Origin of the sequence: Streptomyces sp. MNU76 (assembly GCF_020982545.1) — a bacterium.
Classification (GTDB): Bacteria; Actinomycetota; Actinomycetes; order Streptomycetales; family Streptomycetaceae; genus Streptomyces.
This window is the reverse complement of sequence record NZ_JAJKLK010000006.1, coordinates 66,655-87,641: the sequence shown is the minus strand read 5'-3', so window position 1 is coordinate 87,641 and position 20,987 is coordinate 66,655. Positions and strand designations below refer to the sequence as shown.

Sequence of the window (20,987 nt, the reverse complement as noted above, 5' to 3'; positions counted from 1 at the left end):
AGTGGTCGTCAGGAGGAGCGAGGAGGGAGGGCCCGCATCCGAGGTGGATGCGGGCCCGAGTCCGGTGGTGCCTGTGCGGTCGTCCGCGTCAGTTGGCCGCGTTGCCGCCGAACAGCGGGGCCGCGTCCGTCGAGACGCCGACCGAGGACGTCGACAGGGAGCGCGAGCCGGTCGCGGTGATCTTCGAGCCGTTGGAGGGCAGGTAGACGACCGAGCCGTTGCCGCCGTTCTCGCCGTACGCGCCGACCGTCAGGTCCGCCCGGCCGTCGCCCGTGACGTCGGTGAGCTTGACCTCGGAGCCGAAGAAGTCGTCCTTCTCGTCCGAGCCGGGGACGCCCGCCGTGGACTGGGCGAAGTACTGGTACCCGGAAGTGGTGTTGACGCCGGAGGCCGAGCCGTAGAGGACCGTCACCGCGCCCGTGTTGACGACGCCGTTCAGGTTCTCGCCGGCCGCGCCCACCACCAGGTCCTGGAAGCCGTCGCCGTTGATGTCGCCGAGCGAGATCTCGTTGCCGAAGAAGTCGCCACGCTCGGAGGAACCGGGGACGTTGCCGGAGTTCTGGGTGATCGAGGTGGCCCCGGCGGGCCCGTCGGCCGAGCCGTAGACGATGTGGACCTTGCCACCGGTGGCGGACTCGGGCACGGAGGGCTCGCTGCCGTCCTTCGACGGGTCCCACTCGGAGCCGGTCACGATGTCGCCGTACCCGTCGCCGTTGACGTCACCGATGCCGGTGATGATGCCGGGCTTCAGCTTCTGCGCGGACGCCGCCTTCAGGCCGGTGGCGGTGCCGGGAACGTAGTAGTTCGCGTTCCAGTTGTACGCGCTGTCCGTCTCGAAGCCGTCGACGATCAGGTCGGTCCGCTTGTCGCCGTTGACGTCGCCCGCGGTGAGGTTGAGCGGGCCGGTGCCGTTGCCCGACATGATGGGCGGTTTGACGGTGTAGCGGCCGCCCGCGGTGCCGGACTTGCTGATGCCGGCCTTGAAGACGTGGATCGTGCTCGACGTGGCCCCGACCGCGAGGTCCTCCGTCCCGTCGCCGTCGAAGTCGCCGGCCGCCAGGGACTTGCCCCACTTGTCGTGGGAGGAGGGCGTCGGGTCCTTGATCGTCGTGGCGCCGGACAGGCCCTTCGAGGAGCCCCACACGATCGCGACCGTGCCGCCGTCCGTGTCGCCGGACACGTCCTCCAGGAACGCCGAGACGGCGAGGTCGTCGTAACCGTCGCCGTTGAAGTCGCCGTACGCGCTGACCCAGCCGAACGCGTCGTTCGTCTCGGCGCTGCCGGGTACACCGGTCGTGTTCTGGCTGATCGTGGTGCGCTTCGTGGACGTCACACCGCTCGCGGAGCCGTACAGGGCGACGATCTGTCCGGCGCCCTTCTTGCCGCCGACGGTGGCGGTTCCGGCCGCGTACGCGACATCGCCGAAGCCGTCGTTGTTGAAGTCCGCCACGGGGTGGTGGACGGAGTCGGCCGCCGTCGCCGTCACGGCCGAGAACGTGAGCAGACCGCCGGTCAGCGCGGCCGCGGAGGCCGTCGCGAGGGCGAGTCGCAGATGCTTGTGCATGCGGGAATCTCCTGCTGCATGCGGACGCCTGGCCGACGTCCGCAGTCAATGGGGTGCCCTTTCTGTCCGCGTTCGCCGGGAGTTCTCCAGGGGTTCACGGGAAAGTTGGCGAACAGGAGACCGGTGGAGTGGCGGGAGGGTTGCACGGAAGTTCGAGCAATTTTTGTGAGCTGCGCGGCAGGGGTGGGCGTGGGGCGTTCCGGTCGGTGGGCGTGGGGCGTACCGGCCGGTGGGCGCGGCCGGGCACAGTGGTCTCGGAGCCGAAGTGGTCGTACGTCCCGCTCGCACCGGGGACCCCGGCCGTGGACCGGGTGAAGTGCTGGAAGCCGGAGTCGGTGTCCAGGCCGGAGGGCGCGCAGTGCAGGACCGTCACCGCGCCCGCGTCGACGGACCCGGTCGACGAGCTGTGAGCCGCGCGGGCCGCCGACGCGGAGGCCCGCGCGAGTGACACGACGACGCCCCCGGTCCGAGGGGGCGGGACCGGGGGCGTCGTCGTACCGACTGCCGTGTGGTGGCGGCTACTTCACCGGCTGCGGCTCCGGCTCGCTCTCCGTCTCCGCCGTGCCCGCCGGGGGCTCGTCGTCCGGGACCGGGGTCTTGACGGACTCCAGCAGCAGTTGGGCGACGTCGACGACCGTGACGGACTCCTTGGCCTTGCCCTCGTTCTTCTTGCCGTTGACCGAGTCGGTCAGCATGACGAGGCAGAACGGGCAGGCCGTGGAGACGATGTCGGGGTTGAGGGAGAGGGCCTCGTCGACGCGCTCGTTGTTGATGCGCTTGCCGATCCGCTCCTCCATCCACATCCGCGCGCCACCGGCGCCGCAGCAGAAGCCGCGTTCCTTGTGGCGGTGCATCTCCTGCTGGCGCAGGCCCGGGACGGCCGTCATGATCTCGCGCGGCGGCGTGTAGATCTTGTTGTGGCGGCCCAGGTAGCAGGGGTCGTGGTAGGTGATGATGCCCTCGACCGGGGTCACCGGGATCAGCTTGCCCTCGTCGACGAGGTGCTGGAGCAGCTGGGTGTGGTGGATGACCTCGTAGTCGCCGCCGAGCTGCGGGTACTCGTTGCCGAGGGTGTTGAGGCAGTGCGGGCAGGTGGCGACGATCTTCTTGGCCGACTTCGGCTTCTTCGACTCGGGCGTGACGTTGCCCTCGTCGTCGGTCTCCTCGCCGAAGGCCATGTTGAGCGCGGCCACGTTCTCCATGCCGAGCTCCTGGAACAGGGGCTCGTTGCCGAGGCGGCGGGCGGAGTCGCCGGTGCACTTCTCGTCGCCGCCCATGATGGCGAACGTGACGCCCGCCATGTGGAGCAGCTCCGCGAAGGCCTTGGTGGTCTTCTTGGCGCGGTCCTCCAGGGCGCCGGCGCAGCCGACCCAGTACAGGTACTCGACCTCGGACAGGTCCTCGATGTCCTTGCCGACGACCGGGACCTCGAACTCGACCTCCTTGAGCCACTCCAGGCGCTGCTTCTTCGCCAGGCCCCAGGGGTTGCCCTTCTTCTCCAGGTTCTTGAGCATCGTGCCCGCCTCGGACGGGAACGCGGACTCGATCATCACCTGGTAGCGGCGCATGTCGACGATGTGGTCGACGTGCTCGATGTCGACCGGGCACTGCTCGACGCAGGCGCCGCAGGTGGTGCAGGACCACAGGACGTCCGGGTCGATGACGCCGTTCTCCTCGACGGTCCCGATCAGCGGGCGCTCGGCCTCGGCCAGGGCCGCGGCGGGCACGTCCTTCAGCTGCTCCTCGCTCGCCTTCTCCTCGCCCTCCATGGTCTTGCCGCCACCCGCGAGCAGGTAGGGCGCCTTGGCGTGGGCGTGGTCGCGCAGCGACATGATCAGCAGCTTCGGCGAGAGCGGCTTGCCGGTGTTCCAGGCCGGGCACTGCGACTGGCAGCGGCCGCACTCGGTGCAGGTGGAGAAGTCGAGGATGCCCTTCCAGGAGAACTGCTCGACCTGGGAGACACCGAAGACGTCGTCGTCACCGGGGTCGGTGAAGTCGATCGGCTTGCCGCCGGAGGTCATCGGCTGCAGACCGCCCAGCGCGGTGGCGCCGTCGGCGTTGCGCTTGAACCAGATGTTCGGGAAGCCGAGGAAGCGGTGCCAGGCGACACCCATGTTGGTGTTCAGCGAGACGACGATCATCCAGATCAGCGAGGTGCCGATCTTGATCATCGCGGTGAGGTAGATCAGGTTCTGGAGGGTGCTCGGGTCCAGGTCCCGGAAGGCCACGACCAGCGGGTACGAGGCGAAGTACCCGGCCTCGTAGTGGTCCACGTGGTGGATGGCGCCCTCAAGACCGCGCAGGGTGTAGATCGCCAGGCCGATGGTGAGGATGACGTACTCGACGAAGTACGCCTGCCAGGCCTTCGAGCCCGCGAAGCGCGACTTGCGGCCGGCCCGGGAGGGCAGGCTGAGCAGCCGGATGGCGATCAGCACGAGAATGCCGAGGATCGTCATCACACCGATGAACTCGATGTACATCTCGAACGGCAGGAAGCCGCCGATGACCGGCAGCGTCCAGTCGGCCTCGAACAGCTGGCCGTACGCCTGGGCGAGGGTCGGCGGCAGCGTCAGGAAGCCGATCGCGACGAACCAGTGGGCGAAGCCGACGATCCCCCACCGGTTCATCCGGGTGTGGCCGAGGAACTCCCGGGCCAGGGTGATCGTGCGCGCCTTCGGGTCGTCGGTACGGCTGCCCGCCGGCACCGGCTGACCGAGCTTCACGAACCGGTAGATCTGCGCCACGGCTCGGGCGATGAGCGCAACGCCGACCACGGTCAGGACCAGCGACACGATGATCGCGGCGAGTTGCATTTCGGGGCTCCTCGGGCCTGCGAGGGGGTTTTCTCCGGGGAGTTCTCCGGGGTGCCCGTCGGGCAGCTCGAAGATCACTGGAGATCATTACTAAGCGGTAACTTATGCAGTCCGTCTGAGACTACCCAGTTCTTCTGCCGCACTGTAGCCAGGGGGGCGGTGATCTGCGTCGCTGAGGGTTGCCTGAGTGCGGCGCCGTGGCGACTGTGCGACGACCCCTTGGCGGCATCGGGCGAGCGTGCTATTTCAAAACGATCGTGTTATTCATCAGAAATTGTGACATTCGCGCCTAACTTGGATCCGTGCTGTACGGAATCCTCGCCGCCGCCTCCGCCCTGTTGCTGACCGCCGTGCTCTCGGCGGCCGTCCGCGTGCCCGCGCTGCGGCTGGGGATCGTGGAGCGCCGGCGCGGGCGGCGGGTGCCGGTGCTCGGGGGCGTCGCGCTGATGGGCGGGGTGGGGGCCGTGGCCTGGGTGGGGAGTGGGCGGGGTCGCTCCACTCGGGCGGAGGCCGGATGGCTGATCGTGGTCGGGGCGGGGCTCGGGGTGTTCGGGCTGGTCGGGGACGTGTGGCGGCTGCCGGCCGTGGTGCGGGCGGCGGGGTGGTCGTCGGTGCCGCGCTGGTCGTGCCGTACCGCGAACTCGGGGTGCTGGGCGGGATGGCGGGGCTTGTCTGGATCGCCCTCGTGGTGCACGGGTTCAAGGGGATGGGGCGTTCCGACGGGGTGCTCGGGGTGGTGGGCGCGGTCACCGCGTTCGCGTTGGGCGGGTGTGCGGCGGCGGAGGTGATGGACGGTCTGACCACGCTGTTCAGCGTGCTGGCCGCCGCGCTCACCGGGTTCCTGATGCACAACTGGCCGCCCGCGCGCGTCGCGATCGGCACGTGCGGGGCGCTGTTCGTGGGCTTCCTGCTCGCGGGGGGCGCGCTGCATGTGTACGCCGTCGGGTACGGGCGGGTGTGGGTGCGCCCTTCGCCCTGACGGCCGTGGCGACCGCCGACGTGGTGCTCGTCCTGGTCTCGCGGAAGCGGGCGGGGCGGAGCTGTGGCGGGTGGGCCGGACCATCTCGCGCACCGGCTGCGGCGGGTCAGGCTGACGCCGCCGGGGGTGGTGGTCGTGATGGGGTCGCGGCCGCGGGGTCCACGGGCGTGGGGCTCGCCATCCACATGCTGTGGACGCAGCCGCGTTCGGCGTGGTGGGTGGCGGGGCGACCGCCCTGGTGGTGCTGGCCATGCTCTTCGTCCCACCCGGCCCGCCCCGACCGTCCCCACGGCAGCGCACCCGCCTCCACGGGAATCCACCGCCCTCGTCCGGCTCCCACGGGGGCCACCGCGCCCCGCCCCGGCTCGCCCCATCCCGGGAGGCCGTGCCCCGGCCCCGACCCCGCTCCCCACGCTTCCAGGAACAGGAGGCGGCGGAGCTGGGGCGGAGGGGTGGGTGGGGTAGGGGAGTAGGGGGCAGGTCGGGAGGCGTGGGACCGCAGAGGGCCGGGCTGCGGCGGCTCTCCGGCGGCCGGTTGGAGGGGTGTGCCGACGCCGGGCTCTGCGCGAGGTCACGGTGTCCCTCGCAGGGTGAGGACCGGCGCCCGGTCCTCACCCTGCGGACCGGGCGCCGGTCCGCGATGAAAAGCACGGGGCGCAGCCCCTGCTTTTCAGGGGCGCGGGGAACTGCGCGGGAAGCCCCACCGCGCCCGCACCCGAAGTCGGACCGGCCCCGATCCTCACCCCGACGGCGGTGCGGCGGCCGTCGGCCGCTTGCTGCTGACCCTCTGCCACGCCCCAGGCCATCGGGCGTCCTGCCCTCAGCACCTCCCCGGCGCTCACCGCCCCGCGCCACGGCCGGCCGTCACCCCTCCCGCCCGCCCCCGCGAGATGCATCCCCGCAGGTCAGCCGCCAGTTGCGTATAAGGAAAACATAAGAGTTGAGCCTCCTCGACTCAGCTCTGTTGACCCATCGGTGGGCGTCATGCACACTTGAGTCCGTTCCACTCAAGTCATTGTTGGAGGAATTGAAATGGCACGTGCGGTCGGCATCGACCTGGGCACGACTAACTCCGTCGTCAGCGTTCTGGAGGGCGGCGAGCCCACCGTCATCACCAACGCCGAGGGCGCCAGGACCACGCCGTCCGTCGTCGCCTTCGCCAAGAACGGTGAGGTGCTCGTCGGCGAGGTCGCCAAGCGTCAGGCGGTCACGAACGTGGACCGGACGATCCGGTCCGTCAAGCGTCACATGGGCACGGACTGGAAGATCGAGCTCGACGGGAAGCACTTCAACCCGCAGCAGATGAGCGCCTTCATCCTGCAGAAGCTGAAGCGCGACGCCGAGGCCTACCTGGGCGAGAAGGTCGCGGACGCGGTCATCACCGTCCCGGCGTACTTCAACGACTCCGAGCGCCAGGCGACGAAGGAGGCCGGTGAGATCGCGGGGCTGAACGTGCTCCGTATCGTCAACGAGCCCACCGCCGCCGCCCTCGCCTACGGCCTCGACAAGGACGACCAGACGATCCTCGTCTTCGACCTCGGCGGCGGCACCTTCGACGTGTCGCTCCTGGAGATCGGTGACGGCGTCGTCGAGGTGAAGGCCACCAACGGTGACAACCACCTCGGTGGTGACGACTGGGACCAGCGCGTCGTCGACTACCTGGTGCAGCAGTTCCGCGCCGGCCACGGCGTGGACCTCGCCAAGGACAAGATGGCCCTCCAGCGCCTCCGCGAGGCCGCCGAGAAGGCCAAGATCGAGCTGTCCTCGTCCACCGAGACCTCGATCAACCTGCCCTACATCACCGCCTCCGCCGAGGGCCCCCTGCACCTCGACGAGAAGCTCACCCGCGCCCAGTTCCAGCAGCTGACCGCGGACCTGCTGGAGCGCTGCAAGACGCCGTTCCACAACGTCATCAAGGACGCCGGGATCGCCCTCTCCGAGATCGACCACGTCGTTCTCGTCGGTGGCTCCACCCGTATGCCCGCCGTCGCCGAGCTCGTCAAGGAGCTGACCGGCGGCAAGGAGGCCAACAAGGGTGTGAACCCGGACGAGGTCGTCGCCATCGGCGCCTCGCTCCAGGCCGGTGTCCTCAAGGGTGAGGTCAAGGACGTCCTGCTCCTCGACGTCACCCCGCTGTCCCTCGGTATCGAGACCAAGGGCGGCATCATGACCAAGCTCATCGAGCGGAACACGACGATCCCGACCAAGCGGTCCGAGATCTTCACCACCGCCGAGGACAACCAGCCGTCCGTGCAGATCCAGGTCTACCAGGGCGAGCGCGAGATCGCGGCGTACAACAAGAAGCTCGGGATGTTCGAGCTGACCGGTCTGCCGCCGGCGCCCCGTGGCGTGCCGCAGATCGAGGTGTCCTTCGACATCGACGCCAACGGCATCATGCACGTGACCGCGAAGGACCTCGGCACGGGCAAGGAGCAGAAGATGACCGTCACCGGCGGCTCCTCGCTGCCGAAGGACGAGGTCGACCGGATGCGCCAGGAGGCCGAGAAGTACGCGGAGGAGGACCACGCCCGCCGCGAGGCCGCCGAGTCCCGCAACCAGGGCGAGCAGCTCGTCTACCAGACCGAGAAGTTCCTCAAGGACAACGAGGACAAGGTCCCCGGTGACATCAAGACCGAGGTCGAGGCGTCCGTCGCCGAGCTGAAGGAAGTGCTCAAGGGCGAGGACACCGCCGAGATCCGCACGGCCACCGAGAAGGTCGCGGCCGTCTCGCAGAAGCTCGGCCAGGCCCTCTACGCCGACGCCCAGGCCACGCAGGCCGCGGGCGGCGAGGCCGGCGCCGGCGCCGGTGACGCCAAGGCCGACGATGACGTCGTCGACGCCGAGATCGTCGACGAGCCGCGTGACCGCAAGGACGGTGCCGCGTGACGGAGGAGACCCCGGGCTTCGACGAGCAGCAGCCGCAGTCGGCTCAGCCGCAGCAGCCTGATGTCCCCTCCGGCTCCGAGGACGCCGAGCCGAAGGCCGCCCCCCAGGAGGGGGCGGCCCCGGCCGGGGCCGCGGCAGCGACGGCCCAGGTGGCCGGTCTGACGGCGCAGCTGGACCAGGTGCGTACGGCGCTCGGTGAGCGCACGGCGGACCTCCAGCGCCTCCAGGCCGAGTACCAGAACTACCGTCGCCGGGTCGAGCGCGACCGGATCACGGTCAAGGAGATCGCCATCGCGAACCTCCTGACCGAACTCCTGCCCGTACTCGACGACATCGGCCGCGCGCGCGAGCACGGCGAACTCGTCGGCGGCTTCAAGTCCGTCGCGGAGTCGCTCGAGACCGTCGCCGCGAAGATGGGCCTCATGCAGTTCGGCAAGGAGGGCGAGCCCTTCGACCCGACGATCCACGAGGCCCTGATGCACAGCTACGCGCCCGACGTCACCGAGACGACGTGCGTGGCGATTCTCCAGCCGGGGTATCGCATCGGCGAGCGCACCATCCGCCCCGCGCGGGTGGCCGTGGCCGAGCCGCAGCCCGGCGCGCAGACCGCCAAGGCCGAGGAGGCCGAGGGTGCCTCCGGTGCCGACGACAAGGAGAGCGGTGGCCCGGACGAGGGCTGACGCCACAGGCCGACGCGGCATGCAGGGTGAGTGGAAGGAGGGACGTCGAGGATGAGTACCAAGGACTTCATCGAGAAGGACTACTACAAGGTCCTCGGCGTCCCCAAGGACGCCACCGAGGCCGAGATCAAGAAGGCGTACCGCAAGCTCGCCCGCGAGTACCACCCGGACGCCAACAAGGGGAACATCAAGGCCGAGGAGCGCTTCAAGGAGATCTCCGAGGCCAACGACATCCTCGGTGACCCCAAGAAGCGCAAGGAGTACGACGAGGCCCGCACCCTCTTCGGCAACGGCGGCTTCCGCCCCGGACCCGGCGCCGGCGGCGGCTCGTTCAACTTCGACCTGGGCGACCTCTTCGGAGGTGGCGCGCAGGGCGGCGGCCAGGGCGCGGGCGGTTTCGGCGGGGGCATCGGCGATGTCTTCGGCGGCCTGTTCAACCGGGGCAGCTCCGGCACCACGCGGGTGCAGCCCCGGCGCGGCCAGGACATCGAGTCCGAGGTCACGCTGAGCTTCACCGAGGCGATCGAGGGCGCGACCGTACCGCTGCGCATGTCCTCGCAGTCGCCCTGCAAGGCCTGTTCGGGCACCGGCGACGCCAACGGCACCCCCCGGGTGTGCCCGACGTGCGTCGGCACCGGCCAGGTCGCGCGGGGCTCCGGCGGCGGTTTCTCCCTGACGGACCCCTGCCCGGACTGCAAGGGCCGCGGCCTGATCGCCGAGCACCCCTGCGACATCTGCCACGGCTCGGGGCGCGCCAAGTCCTCCCGCACCATGCAGGTCCGGATCCCGGCGGGCGTCTCCGACGGCCAGCGGATCCGGCTGCGCGGCAAGGGCGCCCCCGGTGAACGGGGCGGCCCGGCGGGCGACTTGTACGTCGTCGTGCACGTCGACCCGCACCCGGTGTTCGGCCGCAAGGACGACAACCTCACGGTGACCGTCCCGGTGACGTACCCCGAGGCGGCGCTCGGCGGAGAGGTCCGGGTCCCGACCCTGGGCGGTCCGCCGGTCACCCTGAAACTGCCTCCGGGCACCCCGAACGGACGTACGATGCGGGCCCGGGGCAAGGGCGCCTTCCGCAAGGACGGCACCCGCGGGGACCTGCTGATCACGGTCGAGGTGAGTGTCCCGAAGGACCTGTCGGGGAAGGCTCGTGACGCGCTGGAGGCGTATCGCGAGGCGACCGCGGGCGAGGACCCGCGAGCGGAGCTGTTCCAGGCCGCGAAGGGAGCATGAATGTGATGGACGGCCGCCGTAGGCAGAATTCATTTGGCAACCGGGCTTATGAGCTGACGGAAGAGACACCGGTGTACGTCATCTCGGTGGCCGCCCAGCTCTCCGGTCTGCACCCGCAGACCCTGCGCCAGTACGACCGTCTCGGCCTGGTCTCCCCGGACCGCACCGCCGGGCGGGGCCGTCGCTACTCGGCCCGTGACATCGAACTGCTGCGCACCGTCCAGCAGTTGTCGCAGGACGAGGGCATCAACCTGGCCGGCATCAAGCGCATCATCGAGCTGGAGAACCAGGTCGCCGCGCTCCAGTCCCGGGTGGCCGAGATGGAGGCCGCGCTCGACGGCGCCGCCGCGGCCATGCGCCAGCGCGAGGCGGCGGTCCACGCGTCGTACCGTCGCGATCTGGTGCCGTACCAGGAAGTGCAGCAGAGCAGCGCGTTGGTGGTGTGGCGGCCGAAGGGGCGGCAGACGTCCGCAGACTGACGGTACGTCAAGTGTGGTCAGGGGCCAGGAGATTCAGCTGTTCGGCTGAACTCCCGGGCCCCTGCCGTGTCCTTGTAGGTGTGCTCAGGGGGCCAGAGCCACCCAGGCGTCGCCGGGGGGCGATTCGGTGCCGCCGGAGTGGAGGGCGGTCACCCAGTAGAAGTGGGTGGTGCCGGCGGCGGCCGTGGTGTCGGTGTACGACGTGCCGGTGACCGGGTCGGCGGTCAGGGGCTCGTGGGCGGCGGTGGCCGGGTTCCACCGGTACACCCGGTAACCGGTGATGTCCGTCCCGTTGTACGAGCTGGACAGCTCCCACGTGAGATCGACCGCGGCCACGCCGTCGGCGGCCCGTGCGTTCACGCTGACCAGCCAGTCCGCGGGGGTCTCCACGGTGGGCCGCAGGTCGAGCTCGGTGACGGTCGTGGACACCATCTTGTCGGCCGACGTGTAGGTGGAGTTGCCCGAGGTGTCCACCGCGTCCACGAAGTACGTGTGGTGCTCGCCGTCCTGGAGGTTCGCCGAGTCGACGAGCCGGCTGGTGCCCGCCTCGACCGTGCCCACATGCGTGTACCCGGTCCCGTCGTCCACCGTGCTGAGCCGGAACACGTTGTACTCGGCGAGGTCGGCGACCGGGCTGTCGTCCCAGTCCAGGACCGTGCCGTACTCGGTGGCGGTGGCCGTGAACCCGGTGACGAGCGGCGGGGCGGTGCCGTCGCCGTAGCCGTGGGAGATGGTCTGCGAGGGGGTCGACTCCCGGCCGAGCGCGTCGACGGTCGTCACCCAGTACACGTAGAACCCGTCGTCGGGGCTCGGCACGACCGTGGTGTCGGTGCAGGTGTAGCCGTACTTGGTGCCGTAGGCGGTGTCGGTGAGCTTCGGTTCGCAGGGCACCACCTGGGAGTCGACGACGTCGAAGGTCCCGGTCGCCTCGTCGAAGCGGCGCTCCTCGCGGTGAACCCGGAACTCGGTCGGCGCGTACGGCGACACGTCCCAGCGCAGATCGACGCCGCCGCCGTCCTCCGGCCGGTTCTCCGTCTTCCAGAGGTACGGCACCGCGAGCGGCCTGGCGATCGACACCACCGACGAGTACGCGGTGTTGCCCGCCGCGTCCGACACCGCGACCTTGTAGTACGAGGTCTCCCCGTACGGGGCGGTGGCATCGGTCGCCGAGTTGCCCCAGGGGCCCTTGACCTCCTCGAACGGCCCGTCGGGCGAGGCGGCCCTCAGCAGCCGGTTCGTCTCGGCCCCCTCGGACATCCACCAGAGGGACACCCCGTCGAGGGAGGACTCACCGCTGACCTTCAGATCCCGGACGGTCGGCGGGATCCGGTCCACCGTGGTGACCAGCTGATCGGCCGTGCCCGCCGACCTGTTGCCCGCCTTGTCGTAGGCGCGGACCTCGTAGTAGTACGCCGCGCCCGACTTCGGCAGCCCGGTGTCGGTGTACGAGGTGGAGGTGGTCGTCGCGAGCGGCGTGCTGCCGAACGACGTGCCCTTGAGCCGCCGGTAGACCTTGTACCCGGCGAGGTCCCTCTCCTTGTTCTTCGCCCAGGTGACCTTGGCCCTGCCGGTGGCCTCGTCGTACGCGACCGCGGCCCCCGTCGGGACGAGCGGCCTGACCTTGTCGACGTCGGCGGAGGTGCGGGGCGTGTACGTGAACTTGACCTTGGCGGCGCCGGTCCAGTTGACGTAGTCGACGCGCAGGGTGTGCTTGCCGGAGGGGATGGTGAGGTTGAGGGTCTTGGAGACGGTCGTCGAGCCGTTCTTCCAGAGGCTGATCTTGCGGGCGTCGGTCGTGCCCGGGTCCAGATGGACGCGGATGCCGTCGAGGCCGGAGACGGAGAGGGTGAAGGGGCCGCCGGAGCCGAAGTCGCGGGTCACGGTCCAGCGGACGCCGAAGTTGTTGGACGGCAGCCCGGTGGCGGGGGCGCCGGTGCCCCAGTTCTGGTCGATCGCGCTGTCGCAGTCCGTCTTCTTCGGGGTGCCGGAGAAGGTGGTGTTGGCGAAGAGCTGGCGTTTGAAGACGGGGGAGGAGCAGGTGACGGCCGCGTTCGCCGTGGTGGCGGTCGCGACGAGCAGACCGCCGGCGGTGGCGAGCACGACGGCGGTGGCGGCGGCCGCCGTCGAGCGTCTGGCTGAGGTCATGGGGTCCTGGGGTCCTTCAGGGCGTGAGGGCGATCGTCACCGGAGGCGGCTACGCCTCCGGTGACGATCAGACGTTTGGGGTGGGGGATGGTTGTACGGGGTGGGTGGGGCGCGTGGGGGCTTGGGGTGTGTGAGGTGGCCTGGGGTGCGCTGTAAGCGTGGGCCGACACTCGCGGGGTGAATAGTTTCTGCGTCACCAGTTCGAGTGAAGCGAGGGTGTTTCCGCAGGTGAGAGTGTGTGGACGCATAGCGTGGCGGCGTTGCTTGTGCCCCGTGCACGCCAAGCCCACACTTGAGGAGGAGGTGCCACCTTGACCGCTCTTGCACATGAGAGGCCCGAGACCATGTCCGAGGCAGGGACTGAATTCGCGAACGGACCCAGCCCGGACGAGGCCTTGTGGCAGGTGTGGAAGGCCATGGACCCACCCGAGGGCTACCGCGCTGAGATCATTGAGGGAGCCATCGAGTTGTCGCCCACCGCCCGCCGTTCGCACGGCCTGATCGCCAATCGTGTCCGTCGGGCCCTGGACCGGTTCCTGGACGGTGGCGACTACGCCTGCTACCAGGACATGAATGTGATCCACAACCGTAGGGCGTGGATCCCGGATGCGTTCGTCGCTCCGGAGGACACGGAGCTGTGCCACGACGAGGACGACATGGGTGTGCGTGCCGACTCCGTGCAGCTCATCGTCGAGGTCGTCTCCCCGGGGAAGCGGAACCAGGACCGGGACCGGGTGAAGAAGCGGCGCGAGTACGCCCGGGCCGGCATTCTGGTGTACGTCGTCATCGACGACTACGACGGGGAGGGCGCCGTCACGCTCTTCACCGAACCACGCCCGGAGGCGGCCGATTGGGGGGACATCCGGCGGTTTGCCTACGGCAGGGAGGTCGTCATCCCTGAAGGGCCTGCCAAGGGTTTCGCTATCGACGAGGCGATCACGGGGGCGGGGCGGGGCTGATTCTCACTCCCGCTCCCTCTGACGTCCTTGGTCGGCCGGGTCAGTCGCCGATGCCGAGTCCTGGACCGGGGCGCTCGTGGCCGGGCGGCGATTGCTGGGGCTGTCGGGTGGCTGGGCGTGGTGTGCCGGGGTGCGGCGTTGGGGCATGCCGACTTCCCAGAGGGGTGTCGCGGGCGGGTCGGGTCGGAGAGGGAAGGTCCGGGTTCCGCTCGGCGGTGGGGCCTGTTGGTGCGGCTCGGTCTCCTTCTGGGGTGGGGCGGTGTTCGAGGGCCCCCGCCCGGTATGCCCGCCCCAGTCTCCGTCTCGGCGGCCGTTTCCGGGTCAGGCCCGGGCGGCGCCAGCGTTCAGGGATCGTCGACCTTCGTTGTACGGCGCCCTCGTCACCCGCCTGCAGTGCCGCCACGACCCGTGCGCGCAGGGCGCTCTGGCGGGCGACGGGGGCGAAGCCGGGGGCGGCGTTGCCGGTCTCGGCGGGGAGGCCTCGGGCGCCCATCTCGTTCAGCTGCTGCTGGAGGCCCGACTCCGGGGCGAAGATCTCGCGCGGCAACTGCCAGGAAGCCGCACCGTCCACGTCGACCCGGTGCTTCTTGCCACCGACGGCGAAGGTGAGGCCGTAGCCGATGTACTGGTCGTCCTTGTCGAACTGCAGGTCACCGGAGATCTCCCCGCCCCGGTCCCGGACCTCGTTCGCGAGAACCTGGAGGGCGGGTGGGAGCGGGTTGGTACGGCCGAGGCTGGTGACGTAGCCGCCGGCCTGCACCACCTTCCGCTGTCTGTTCTCCCCCTCCCCTTCCTCGTAGGGGATCTGGAAGCGGGTCTCCTCGGCCTCCTCGTCCCAATACGTCTCGACGGCGCCCAGCCGCGCCCTGATGAAGGTCAGCCGTTTCTCGTCGGGCCCGCCGTACGCCTTCTCCATCGCCGGGAACTGGACCTGGTGCCGCAGGGCGGGCGGTGGAGGCGCGCCGATGATCGTGACGTGGGCGTCCGGGTTCTGCGTGAGGATGATCTCGGCGTTGGCGACTCCGGTGCCGCCGGAACCCGCGACGACCCAGCCCTTCGCCTTCCGCGCGTCGAAGCGGTTCTCTGCGACCTCGTCGCCGAGCAGCGCCCGGCCCGGTGCCTCCTCCCGTGCCGTCTCCCACCTCCCCGTCGCGGCGAGGGCACCGAAGCAGTTGTCGATGCGGGCCTTGCCGGGTCCGAGACCGGCGGTGAGGGCCTCCATCAGCGGTGACGATTTCAGGACGTCGAGCACCGTACGGGCGTCCGCGCCGCCCCGCTCGGCCTGGGTCAGCCAGGCCCGCAGGTCGCCCGCGTGGGGCAGGCCCTCGTCCTCCAACTCCCGCAGCCGGTCACCGATCAGCCGTACGGCCTCGCCGCGACTCTCCACGCCGTCGTCCCCGCGGGGCATGCCGGGTACGACCTCGGGGGTCAGACCGGTGGCGATGCTCGGGACGCCGTCGCAGGCCACCCACAGCGGGGGTGGGGCCTCCTTGCCCTCCACAGCCGGTCGCTGGATCTCGGCGAGGAGTTCGCCGTTCCGGCCGAGCCGCAGGCGGGCGTGGCCGTTCACCACGTCTCCCCGGGTGGCGAGTTGGTCCTCCCAGATCCGTACGGCCTCGATGGGCAGGCGCTGCCCGGGGTGCTCGACCGTGGAGTGCGGATCGACTCCCATCCACTGGGCGAGGTCCCGGTCCTGGTCCGCCGACTGCACGATGCCCCGGCCGGGGTCCAGGTGCCACCGGCCCGCCCCGTCGATCAGCAGCGCGTCCGTGTCCCGTCCGGTGAGGCTCGCACCGCCGCCGATCACCACACGGCGGGTCGGGAACTCGCCCTTGGCCAACTGCCCTTCGATCGCCTGCTCGGTGCGTGCGCTGATCTGGGCGCGGTACTCGGCCCATTGCAGGGACGCCGATTTCAACTGGCCCCGGGGGAGGGGCAGTCCGTTCTGGTCGTAGCCCGGCATGGGCATGGTGACATCACGCCGACCGATGAATGCCTCGACCTGCCGCTCGGCGCGCAGGGCGGCGTCACGGGAGGCTTGGAGAGCGGTGGCGTCGGCGGGGTTGAGGTGTTCTATGGGGTGGGCGAGGGTGGCGATCAGATGCCTCGCGTCGTAGGAGAGCAAGTCCTTCGACGCAACGCGCCGAATACGTGCGGCACGGGACTCGGCCGCGAACGTCTCCACGTCCGCCATGGCGGCCACCGGCCGCATACCGCACCGGTCGATCAGGGCCGATAGGTCAGCCCGTGCCTGGGCCTGCTGCGGGCCTGGAATCTCCGCGTCGGAGGCACGGGCGGCCAGCCAGTTCAGTTCCGCGATGCGTCCGTGGTCCCGGCTCGACAACTCGTGCCGCTCGCCGATCTCGGCCTCCTGGGTGAGGAGACTCTCGCGCACCGGGGCCAGGCCATCGTTCGACCGGTCGCGTACGGCGATGAGTTCACCCACTTCGTGGGCGAGGACGCGAGTCAGGAATTCACTGGGGAGACGGTCGGAAATCTGCACGACGTACTGATCCGTCGTCGTGTTCGTCATCGTGTTGGCGATCATTCCCGACACCATGGGAATGGCGTCCACCCAGAGGTCAGCCGAGCCGCCTTGGGTGTCCTCCAGGGAGAAGTACTCTCTGCCGTCCGCGGACACCTTCTCCTCGAACGACGCGAATCGCTCCCCGAGTACGACGGTCGTCACCGTACGCAGCTCACGTCTCACCGTCGCGATCAGCGTTGCCTGTTGGGCACGCGTCCCCGTCCCGGTGGTCGTCGTGTCCACGTGACGTTCCTCCCCCGTATACGCGCCGACGGATGAGCCGAACAGCGCCTAGGATCATGTCATGTTGACAGCGCGCTCATCCGTCGAAGCACATCTGTACATGGACCTGCATCGATGTGAGTGCGGGTCCGGCGACTTCGACCGTCAACACCGGCTGGAGCTGCGCGGCGATGTCCTGGTCGCGGTGTACGAGGGTGTTTGCGCGCAGTGCGGACGAACCCGCCGTTTCGAGTTCCGTATGACGGAAGAGACTCCGCCGCCCCCGCCAGCGTTCGGTGGTGCCGAGCCATCTCAGATCATCGATCCAGGAGAGTTCGAGGCGGTCGCGGGTCGGCTCGCCGAATCCACGGGAATTCAGCTCCTCAACATGCCCGAATCCGAGCACCACAGATTTCGGGGAGCCATGGCCTACGTCGTCGCGGCGTACGAGGAGATGCTCAAGTTCCTTCCGCCGGACCAGGACGCCATTCCCTCCAGTGCGTTCGTGTCTGAGGTGGGGAGGGCTCGATATCAGCGTGATCCCCGAAATTACGAGCGCGGCATCCTGGAGATGAACGTCCGTGACGCGCGCGCGGTCCTCGACGACATCGACGAGGTCAGCGCCAGGGGCGAAGACACCACCTCCGGCGGCTGATCACCCGTTCCCGTTCGATGTCTCGGGAGCGGGTGGCACGGGGTCGCTGACGAACCAGCCCCGCTGCGGTACGGCGTATACCCAGCCTTCATCGGCCAGCAGGCCGAGCCCTCGGCGCACAGTCGTGCGAGCGATCCCGTACCGCTGCACGAGCTGGGCCTCACTCGGCAGCATCCGCCCGGGCTGCCAGTCGCCGCGCAGGATCTGCGCGCGGAGGATCTCGGCCAGCTGCCGGTACGGGGTCAGTGGCGCGCCGTGGTCGATCTCAGCGTCAGGGCTCATGGAGTCGACGCTAGGCAAGCGCACTGATAGACGCACTAGGAGATATGTGTCGAGACGAAGCGATACAAGTCGATGCGAGGCGCTATCATGAGGCAATGAAACGCCCTGGCCGGGAGGGTGAGAGCTTCCAGCCAGGGCTGAGCCGACTGACAGGAGTCGACCTATGCGCAGCCTACTGGCCGCGATTCTGAACCTCTTCCTGCCTGCTCGCGGGGCGCACCGCGCTGTCGCGCCGCCCCTGACTTCAGTCCCCGCCAGTCCTCCAGCTCCCGCGTTCCGGCCCGCACCCCCGTTCCTTGGCGACGTCATCAGGGTCGACGGGCTGCCCCTGGTCCGGCCCTACGTCGTCGTGTGGGAGTGCGAGCGGGACGAACTCGATCGGCGGCGGCTTCAGCGGGCGCGGCGTCGGGCTGCCGTCCTGGCCGGCGCTGGGGCAGGGCCACGGCCCGTGGGAGGCCGCCGTATGAGCCCGTCGCGCCTGCGCAGTCTCGGCGTGGACCCTGCGAGCGGCAAGGAGGCCCTCGCGGACACGTGCCCCGGCGGCCTCCTCGAAGCACTGGCCGACGTGCACGCGCTGAACCGCCGCGGTGCTGGTGACGGTCGTGGGTGCCGTCCTGGACACGGGGAAGGCGTCGGACGCCGAGCTCGCGGCCTTCGTACCGGCGTTGTGCGCGGCGCTTGAGGAATGCGTTGGCGTCATGGCGGAGGGGCGGTGACCGGGAAGGGTAGTGACGGGGGACGGACGCCAGCCATAGGGACGTAGCGGTGGTGGGGTGGGGTGGTGGTGGGTGCTCAGGGGTCGGCAGGGTGCCCTCCGGTAGCAGCCTCGATCGTTGTGGATGACGTGGCCATGATTGTGCGCCCGCACGGTGGTGGAGTCGATACCGACCTGGGACAGGTCCACCTCGCCCCGCTTCCGCGGTCAGGCCCTCCACAAGGGCCTCGAAGACGCCGGCGTCACGCCACTGCCGGAAGCGGTTGTGCACGGTCGACCAGGCGCCGAACTCCCCCTGCATCTACTGCTACTGCCCGCCGGTCCTGAACCGCCAGATCACACACTCGAACTGATGCCGCAGCCGCTCGGGGTACGGACCGTACTCTCCGATCGGCAGGTACGGCCCGATGAACTTCCACTTTGCGTCCGTCAGTTGCACTCGCGTCACACAAGAAGATCTACCGGACCAGACCCTGCCGCGAGAGCGGAGTCCGGAACTGCCCCTGTCTGCTCTCGAGCCGGACTAGGCTCAGCCGAGACCGCGGTGAGCGGCCCACAACGTCCCGGCGCGGCTGGCCGCGTCGACAACCAGAGCCGCCAGTTCTGGTTCGTCGGGGACCGGGAACGAGACATATGCGCCCCGGCCACCGCCGACTGGTCGGCCGTAGGCTTTCGCGGCGAGGTGACCGTCCGGAAGAAGCCGGATGTTCAGTGTGGTCAGTTGGAACTCTTCACCACGTCGAGTGTCCGTCCAGCGGAGCGCCTGCGGGATCATGACGTTGATCGCCAGAGCACTCACTTCCAGGTCGCTACTCATGGACGGATGCTCTCACGCGAGCCGCATAGGCGGGGTGAAGTAGGCAGTTTGATCACAACTCGATACGCACCCTAGCCGAGCTGTTCTGTCGTCCCGTCCGGGTGGATGAGGAGGCGGATCGCGCCGCCGTAGCGGTTGTCCGTGATCGTGGCCGGGGTCGGGGCGCCGAGTTGCTGGGCGCGTTGCTGGAGGATCGACAGGACGACGTCCTGGATGTCGCCGTAGGGCGGGGCGGTGACCGGGACGCCGTCGATGAGGCCTGCGTTGGGGGAGAAGACGTGCACCTGGGCGTCCGCCGCGCCGGGGTTCGCGGCGGGTGGGATCGGAGACGGGGTGGGTTCGGTCATCTCGGGTCGGGGTTCCTTCCGGCTCGGCTCAGGCGCTCTTCGCCTCTCCCCGCTCGGGGAGGAGGGTCTCGTCGAGGTCCTCGACGTTCAGGGCTTCCAGGACGCGAGCGTACGTGCCGCGTGAGAGGCGTTGCAGGCGGCCCGACTTGACCAGTGTGGAGAGGACGTTGCTGATGGTCTTCGACGGGTCGCCGTAGACGCCGGCGGGGAGCGCGCGGAGCACGTCGCGGGCGGAGAAGGCGCCGGGGAAACCGGCGACGGCCTTCTCGACGGCGGCGCGGATGCTGGGCGTGGAGGGGCGCGGCGGGCGGCGGGTCCTGCCGCAGCCGGGGCAGGGTGCCCGGTGTGCGTGGGGTGCGGTGCGGGAGGGACCGATCGCGGGAGGCGGTCGTGGATCTCGCGTACGGCTGTGCGGATCGTCTCCAGGGAGGCGCCGCCGGTCGCGTCGCCGGTGGCCGCCAGCATCGTCGCGACCTTCTCTATGTTCGCGAGCGTGGCGGCGAGTTCGCGCAGCAGCGGTTCCAGGAAGTCGCGGCGGAGCGCGGCCACCGGGTCGGTGGTGGCGAGTTCGATGGAGACGGAGCCGGTGAGGGGGCGCCCGGGAGGAAGGGGCGTGCTGGCGGTGCCCTCGGGGGTGTCGGCGCCGTCGGGCAGCAGCGACTCGACGGCCTTCCGTACCGTCGGCAGGTCCCGCGGGGCTTCGGTGGCCGGGTCGGCGCCGCCGGGCATGCACGTCAGCATCGCGACGAGCTGTTCGAGGCTCGTCAGCGCGGGGAGGGCGGAGCGCACCAGAGGGCCGAGCACGGCCTGCCGTACGGCCAGGGCGGGATCCTCGTACGAGAAGGTGATCCGTTGCCCGGCCTCGGCCGCTGCCATGGGTTCCTCGCTCCTGCCGTTCGACGGTCCGGACGTGTGGGGCGACCCGTCCGGAGAGGGCGTCTGTCTGTGCGTTGGCTGTGTGGTGGTGTGCGATTGCAACAGCGATGTCAGAGCGGCGCGCGGTGGGCGTTCCCTCAACATGCGTTGATCATGGGTCAGTTGACCCTGAAGCTGCTGGAGCTGGTCGAACGCGTCGAGGATCCGCTCCAGTTCGGGAAGGTCCGGGGCGGTCGACCGACGGCTTGCGGAGTGGGTTGCCGACGACTCGTCCGCGCGGGACCTGAGGCGGGTGAGTCGTCGGGGCTGCGAGCCGGAGTCGAAGCGGACGGCGGCGTGGGCCGGCAGGTCGCCGTTCTCGTCGCCGAGGCCGAGCATGCGGCGCAGCGCGCGCCGGTCCTCCCGTGTGGTGGCCGCGGTGTAGCCGTACGGCTCGGCGTACGCGACGGCGTCCTGCAGGCATTCCGCCCAGAGCGGGCAGGAGGCGCACAGGTCGCGCGCGGTGCGAAGGAGGACGAGGTGTTGGCGGCGCTGATCGGGTGATACGCCCGGATGTGCCGGAGCCGCGGCGAGCGAGGAGTGCGGGCCTTGCGGATTCTCCGAGTTGTCCAGCAGCGGGTGTTGGAAGACGTCCGGCCGACGCCGGCACGGCAGAGCCGCGTCGGGTATGTGGGCCTCCCGGTCGACCGCCCGGCGGGCAGGTCGGACAGGCAGCCTGGCCAGCGTCGTATGGCTTGCCATACGCATGAGTAAGAGCCCCCGTGGTGATCTGTGATCGCGGGGGACTCTAGAACAAATTGTCAAACTC

The 20,987-nt window shown here is 69.8% G+C and carries 16 protein-coding genes and 1 pseudogene; 8 read left to right on the top strand and 9 right to left on the bottom strand.

Annotated features, from left to right (window positions below):
* Positions 1–88: 88 nt before the first annotated feature.
* Positions 89–1,564, bottom strand: coding sequence for an FG-GAP-like repeat-containing protein (locus tag E4N62_RS15590; protein WP_230215011.1), 1,476 nt, complete (start codon positions 1,562–1,564; stop codon positions 89–91).
* 212 nt (positions 1,565–1,776) lie between these two features.
* On the opposite strand from E4N62_RS15590, the gene E4N62_RS15585 reads away from it, so the two are divergent.
* Positions 1,777–1,974 carry a hypothetical protein gene (locus E4N62_RS15585; protein ID WP_230215010.1) on the top strand — a complete coding sequence of 66 codons (198 nt, stop codon included), beginning with the start codon at positions 1,777–1,779 and terminating at the stop codon, positions 1,972–1,974.
* A gap of 108 nt (positions 1,975–2,082) precedes the next feature.
* Here E4N62_RS15585 and E4N62_RS15580 read toward each other — a convergent pair whose 3' ends face one another.
* A complete protein-coding gene (locus E4N62_RS15580; RefSeq protein WP_230215009.1) occupies positions 2,083–4,377 on the bottom strand; it encodes a (Fe-S)-binding protein in 2,295 nt (764 codons plus the stop codon).
* Between the two features lie 568 nt (positions 4,378–4,945).
* Here E4N62_RS15580 and E4N62_RS15575 point away from each other — a divergent pair.
* The 5 genes from E4N62_RS15575 to E4N62_RS15555 all read left to right on the top strand — a co-directional run bounded on the left by E4N62_RS15575 (position 4,946) and on the right by E4N62_RS15555 (position 10,634).
* Positions 4,946–5,356, top strand: a complete 411-nt coding sequence (locus tag E4N62_RS15575; protein WP_230215008.1) for a hypothetical protein — start codon at positions 4,946–4,948, stop codon at positions 5,354–5,356.
* Positions 5,357–6,388: 1,032 nt separating this feature from the next.
* Positions 6,389–8,242 (top strand): molecular chaperone DnaK, encoded by a 1,854-nt coding sequence (gene dnaK, locus E4N62_RS15570; RefSeq protein WP_230215007.1) that lies wholly within the window; start codon positions 6,389–6,391, stop codon positions 8,240–8,242.
* Positions 8,239–8,922 (top strand): nucleotide exchange factor GrpE, encoded by a 684-nt coding sequence (grpE, locus tag E4N62_RS15565; protein ID WP_230215006.1) that lies wholly within the window; start codon positions 8,239–8,241, stop codon positions 8,920–8,922. Before dnaK ends, grpE begins: the two co-directional genes overlap by 4 nt.
* A gap of 51 nt (positions 8,923–8,973) precedes the next feature.
* Positions 8,974–10,155, top strand: coding sequence for a molecular chaperone DnaJ (gene dnaJ / locus E4N62_RS15560; RefSeq protein WP_230215005.1), 1,182 nt, complete (start codon positions 8,974–8,976; stop codon positions 10,153–10,155).
* 5 nt (positions 10,156–10,160) lie between these two features.
* A complete protein-coding gene (locus tag E4N62_RS15555; RefSeq protein WP_230215547.1) occupies positions 10,161–10,634 on the top strand; it encodes a heat shock protein transcriptional repressor HspR in 474 nt (157 codons plus the stop codon).
* 84 nt (positions 10,635–10,718) lie between these two features.
* Here the strand turns inward: E4N62_RS15555 and E4N62_RS15550 are convergent, their stop codons facing one another.
* On the bottom strand, positions 10,719–12,779 hold the full coding sequence (locus E4N62_RS15550) for a PA14 domain-containing protein (RefSeq protein WP_230215004.1): 2,061 nt from the start codon (positions 12,777–12,779) through the stop codon (positions 10,719–10,721).
* Positions 12,780–13,195: 416 nt separating this feature from the next.
* Here E4N62_RS15550 and E4N62_RS15545 point away from each other — a divergent pair, with 416 nt between their 5' ends.
* Positions 13,196–13,738 (top strand): Uma2 family endonuclease, encoded by a 543-nt coding sequence (locus E4N62_RS15545; protein ID WP_230214996.1) that lies wholly within the window; start codon positions 13,196–13,198, stop codon positions 13,736–13,738.
* A gap of 40 nt (positions 13,739–13,778) precedes the next feature.
* Here the strand turns inward: E4N62_RS15545 and E4N62_RS15540 are convergent, their stop codons facing one another.
* Complete coding sequence (locus E4N62_RS15540; protein WP_230214995.1) at positions 13,779–16,508, bottom strand: hypothetical protein; 2,730 nt, start codon at positions 16,506–16,508, stop codon at positions 13,779–13,781.
* A gap of 238 nt (positions 16,509–16,746) precedes the next feature.
* Here E4N62_RS15540 and E4N62_RS15535 point away from each other — a divergent pair, with 238 nt between their 5' ends.
* On the top strand, positions 16,747–17,142 hold the full coding sequence (locus E4N62_RS15535; protein ID WP_230214994.1) for a hypothetical protein: 396 nt from the start codon (positions 16,747–16,749) through the stop codon (positions 17,140–17,142).
* Here E4N62_RS15535 and E4N62_RS15530 read toward each other — a convergent pair whose 3' ends face one another.
* From E4N62_RS15530 to E4N62_RS15510, 5 genes and pseudogenes are all read right to left on the bottom strand, one after another.
* On the bottom strand, positions 17,143–17,424 hold the full coding sequence (locus E4N62_RS15530) for a GntR family transcriptional regulator (protein WP_230214992.1): 282 nt from the start codon (positions 17,422–17,424) through the stop codon (positions 17,143–17,145).
* 853 nt (positions 17,425–18,277) lie between these two features.
* A pseudogene (locus E4N62_RS15525) lies at positions 18,278–18,587 on the bottom strand (transposase); the annotation flags it as partial.
* Between the two features lie 81 nt (positions 18,588–18,668).
* A complete protein-coding gene (locus tag E4N62_RS15520; protein ID WP_230214991.1) occupies positions 18,669–18,956 on the bottom strand; it encodes a hypothetical protein in 288 nt (95 codons plus the stop codon).
* A 71-nt stretch (positions 18,957–19,027) separates the two neighbouring features.
* The gene (locus E4N62_RS15515) at positions 19,028–19,303 is read right to left on the bottom strand and encodes a hypothetical protein (RefSeq protein ID WP_230214989.1); all 276 of its coding nucleotides are present in this window, start codon (positions 19,301–19,303) and stop codon (positions 19,028–19,030) included.
* An 87-nt stretch (positions 19,304–19,390) separates the two neighbouring features.
* Positions 19,391–20,920, bottom strand: a complete 1,530-nt coding sequence (locus E4N62_RS15510; RefSeq protein WP_230214987.1) for a WhiB family transcriptional regulator — start codon at positions 20,918–20,920, stop codon at positions 19,391–19,393.
* Positions 20,921–20,987: the final 67 nt, after the last annotated feature.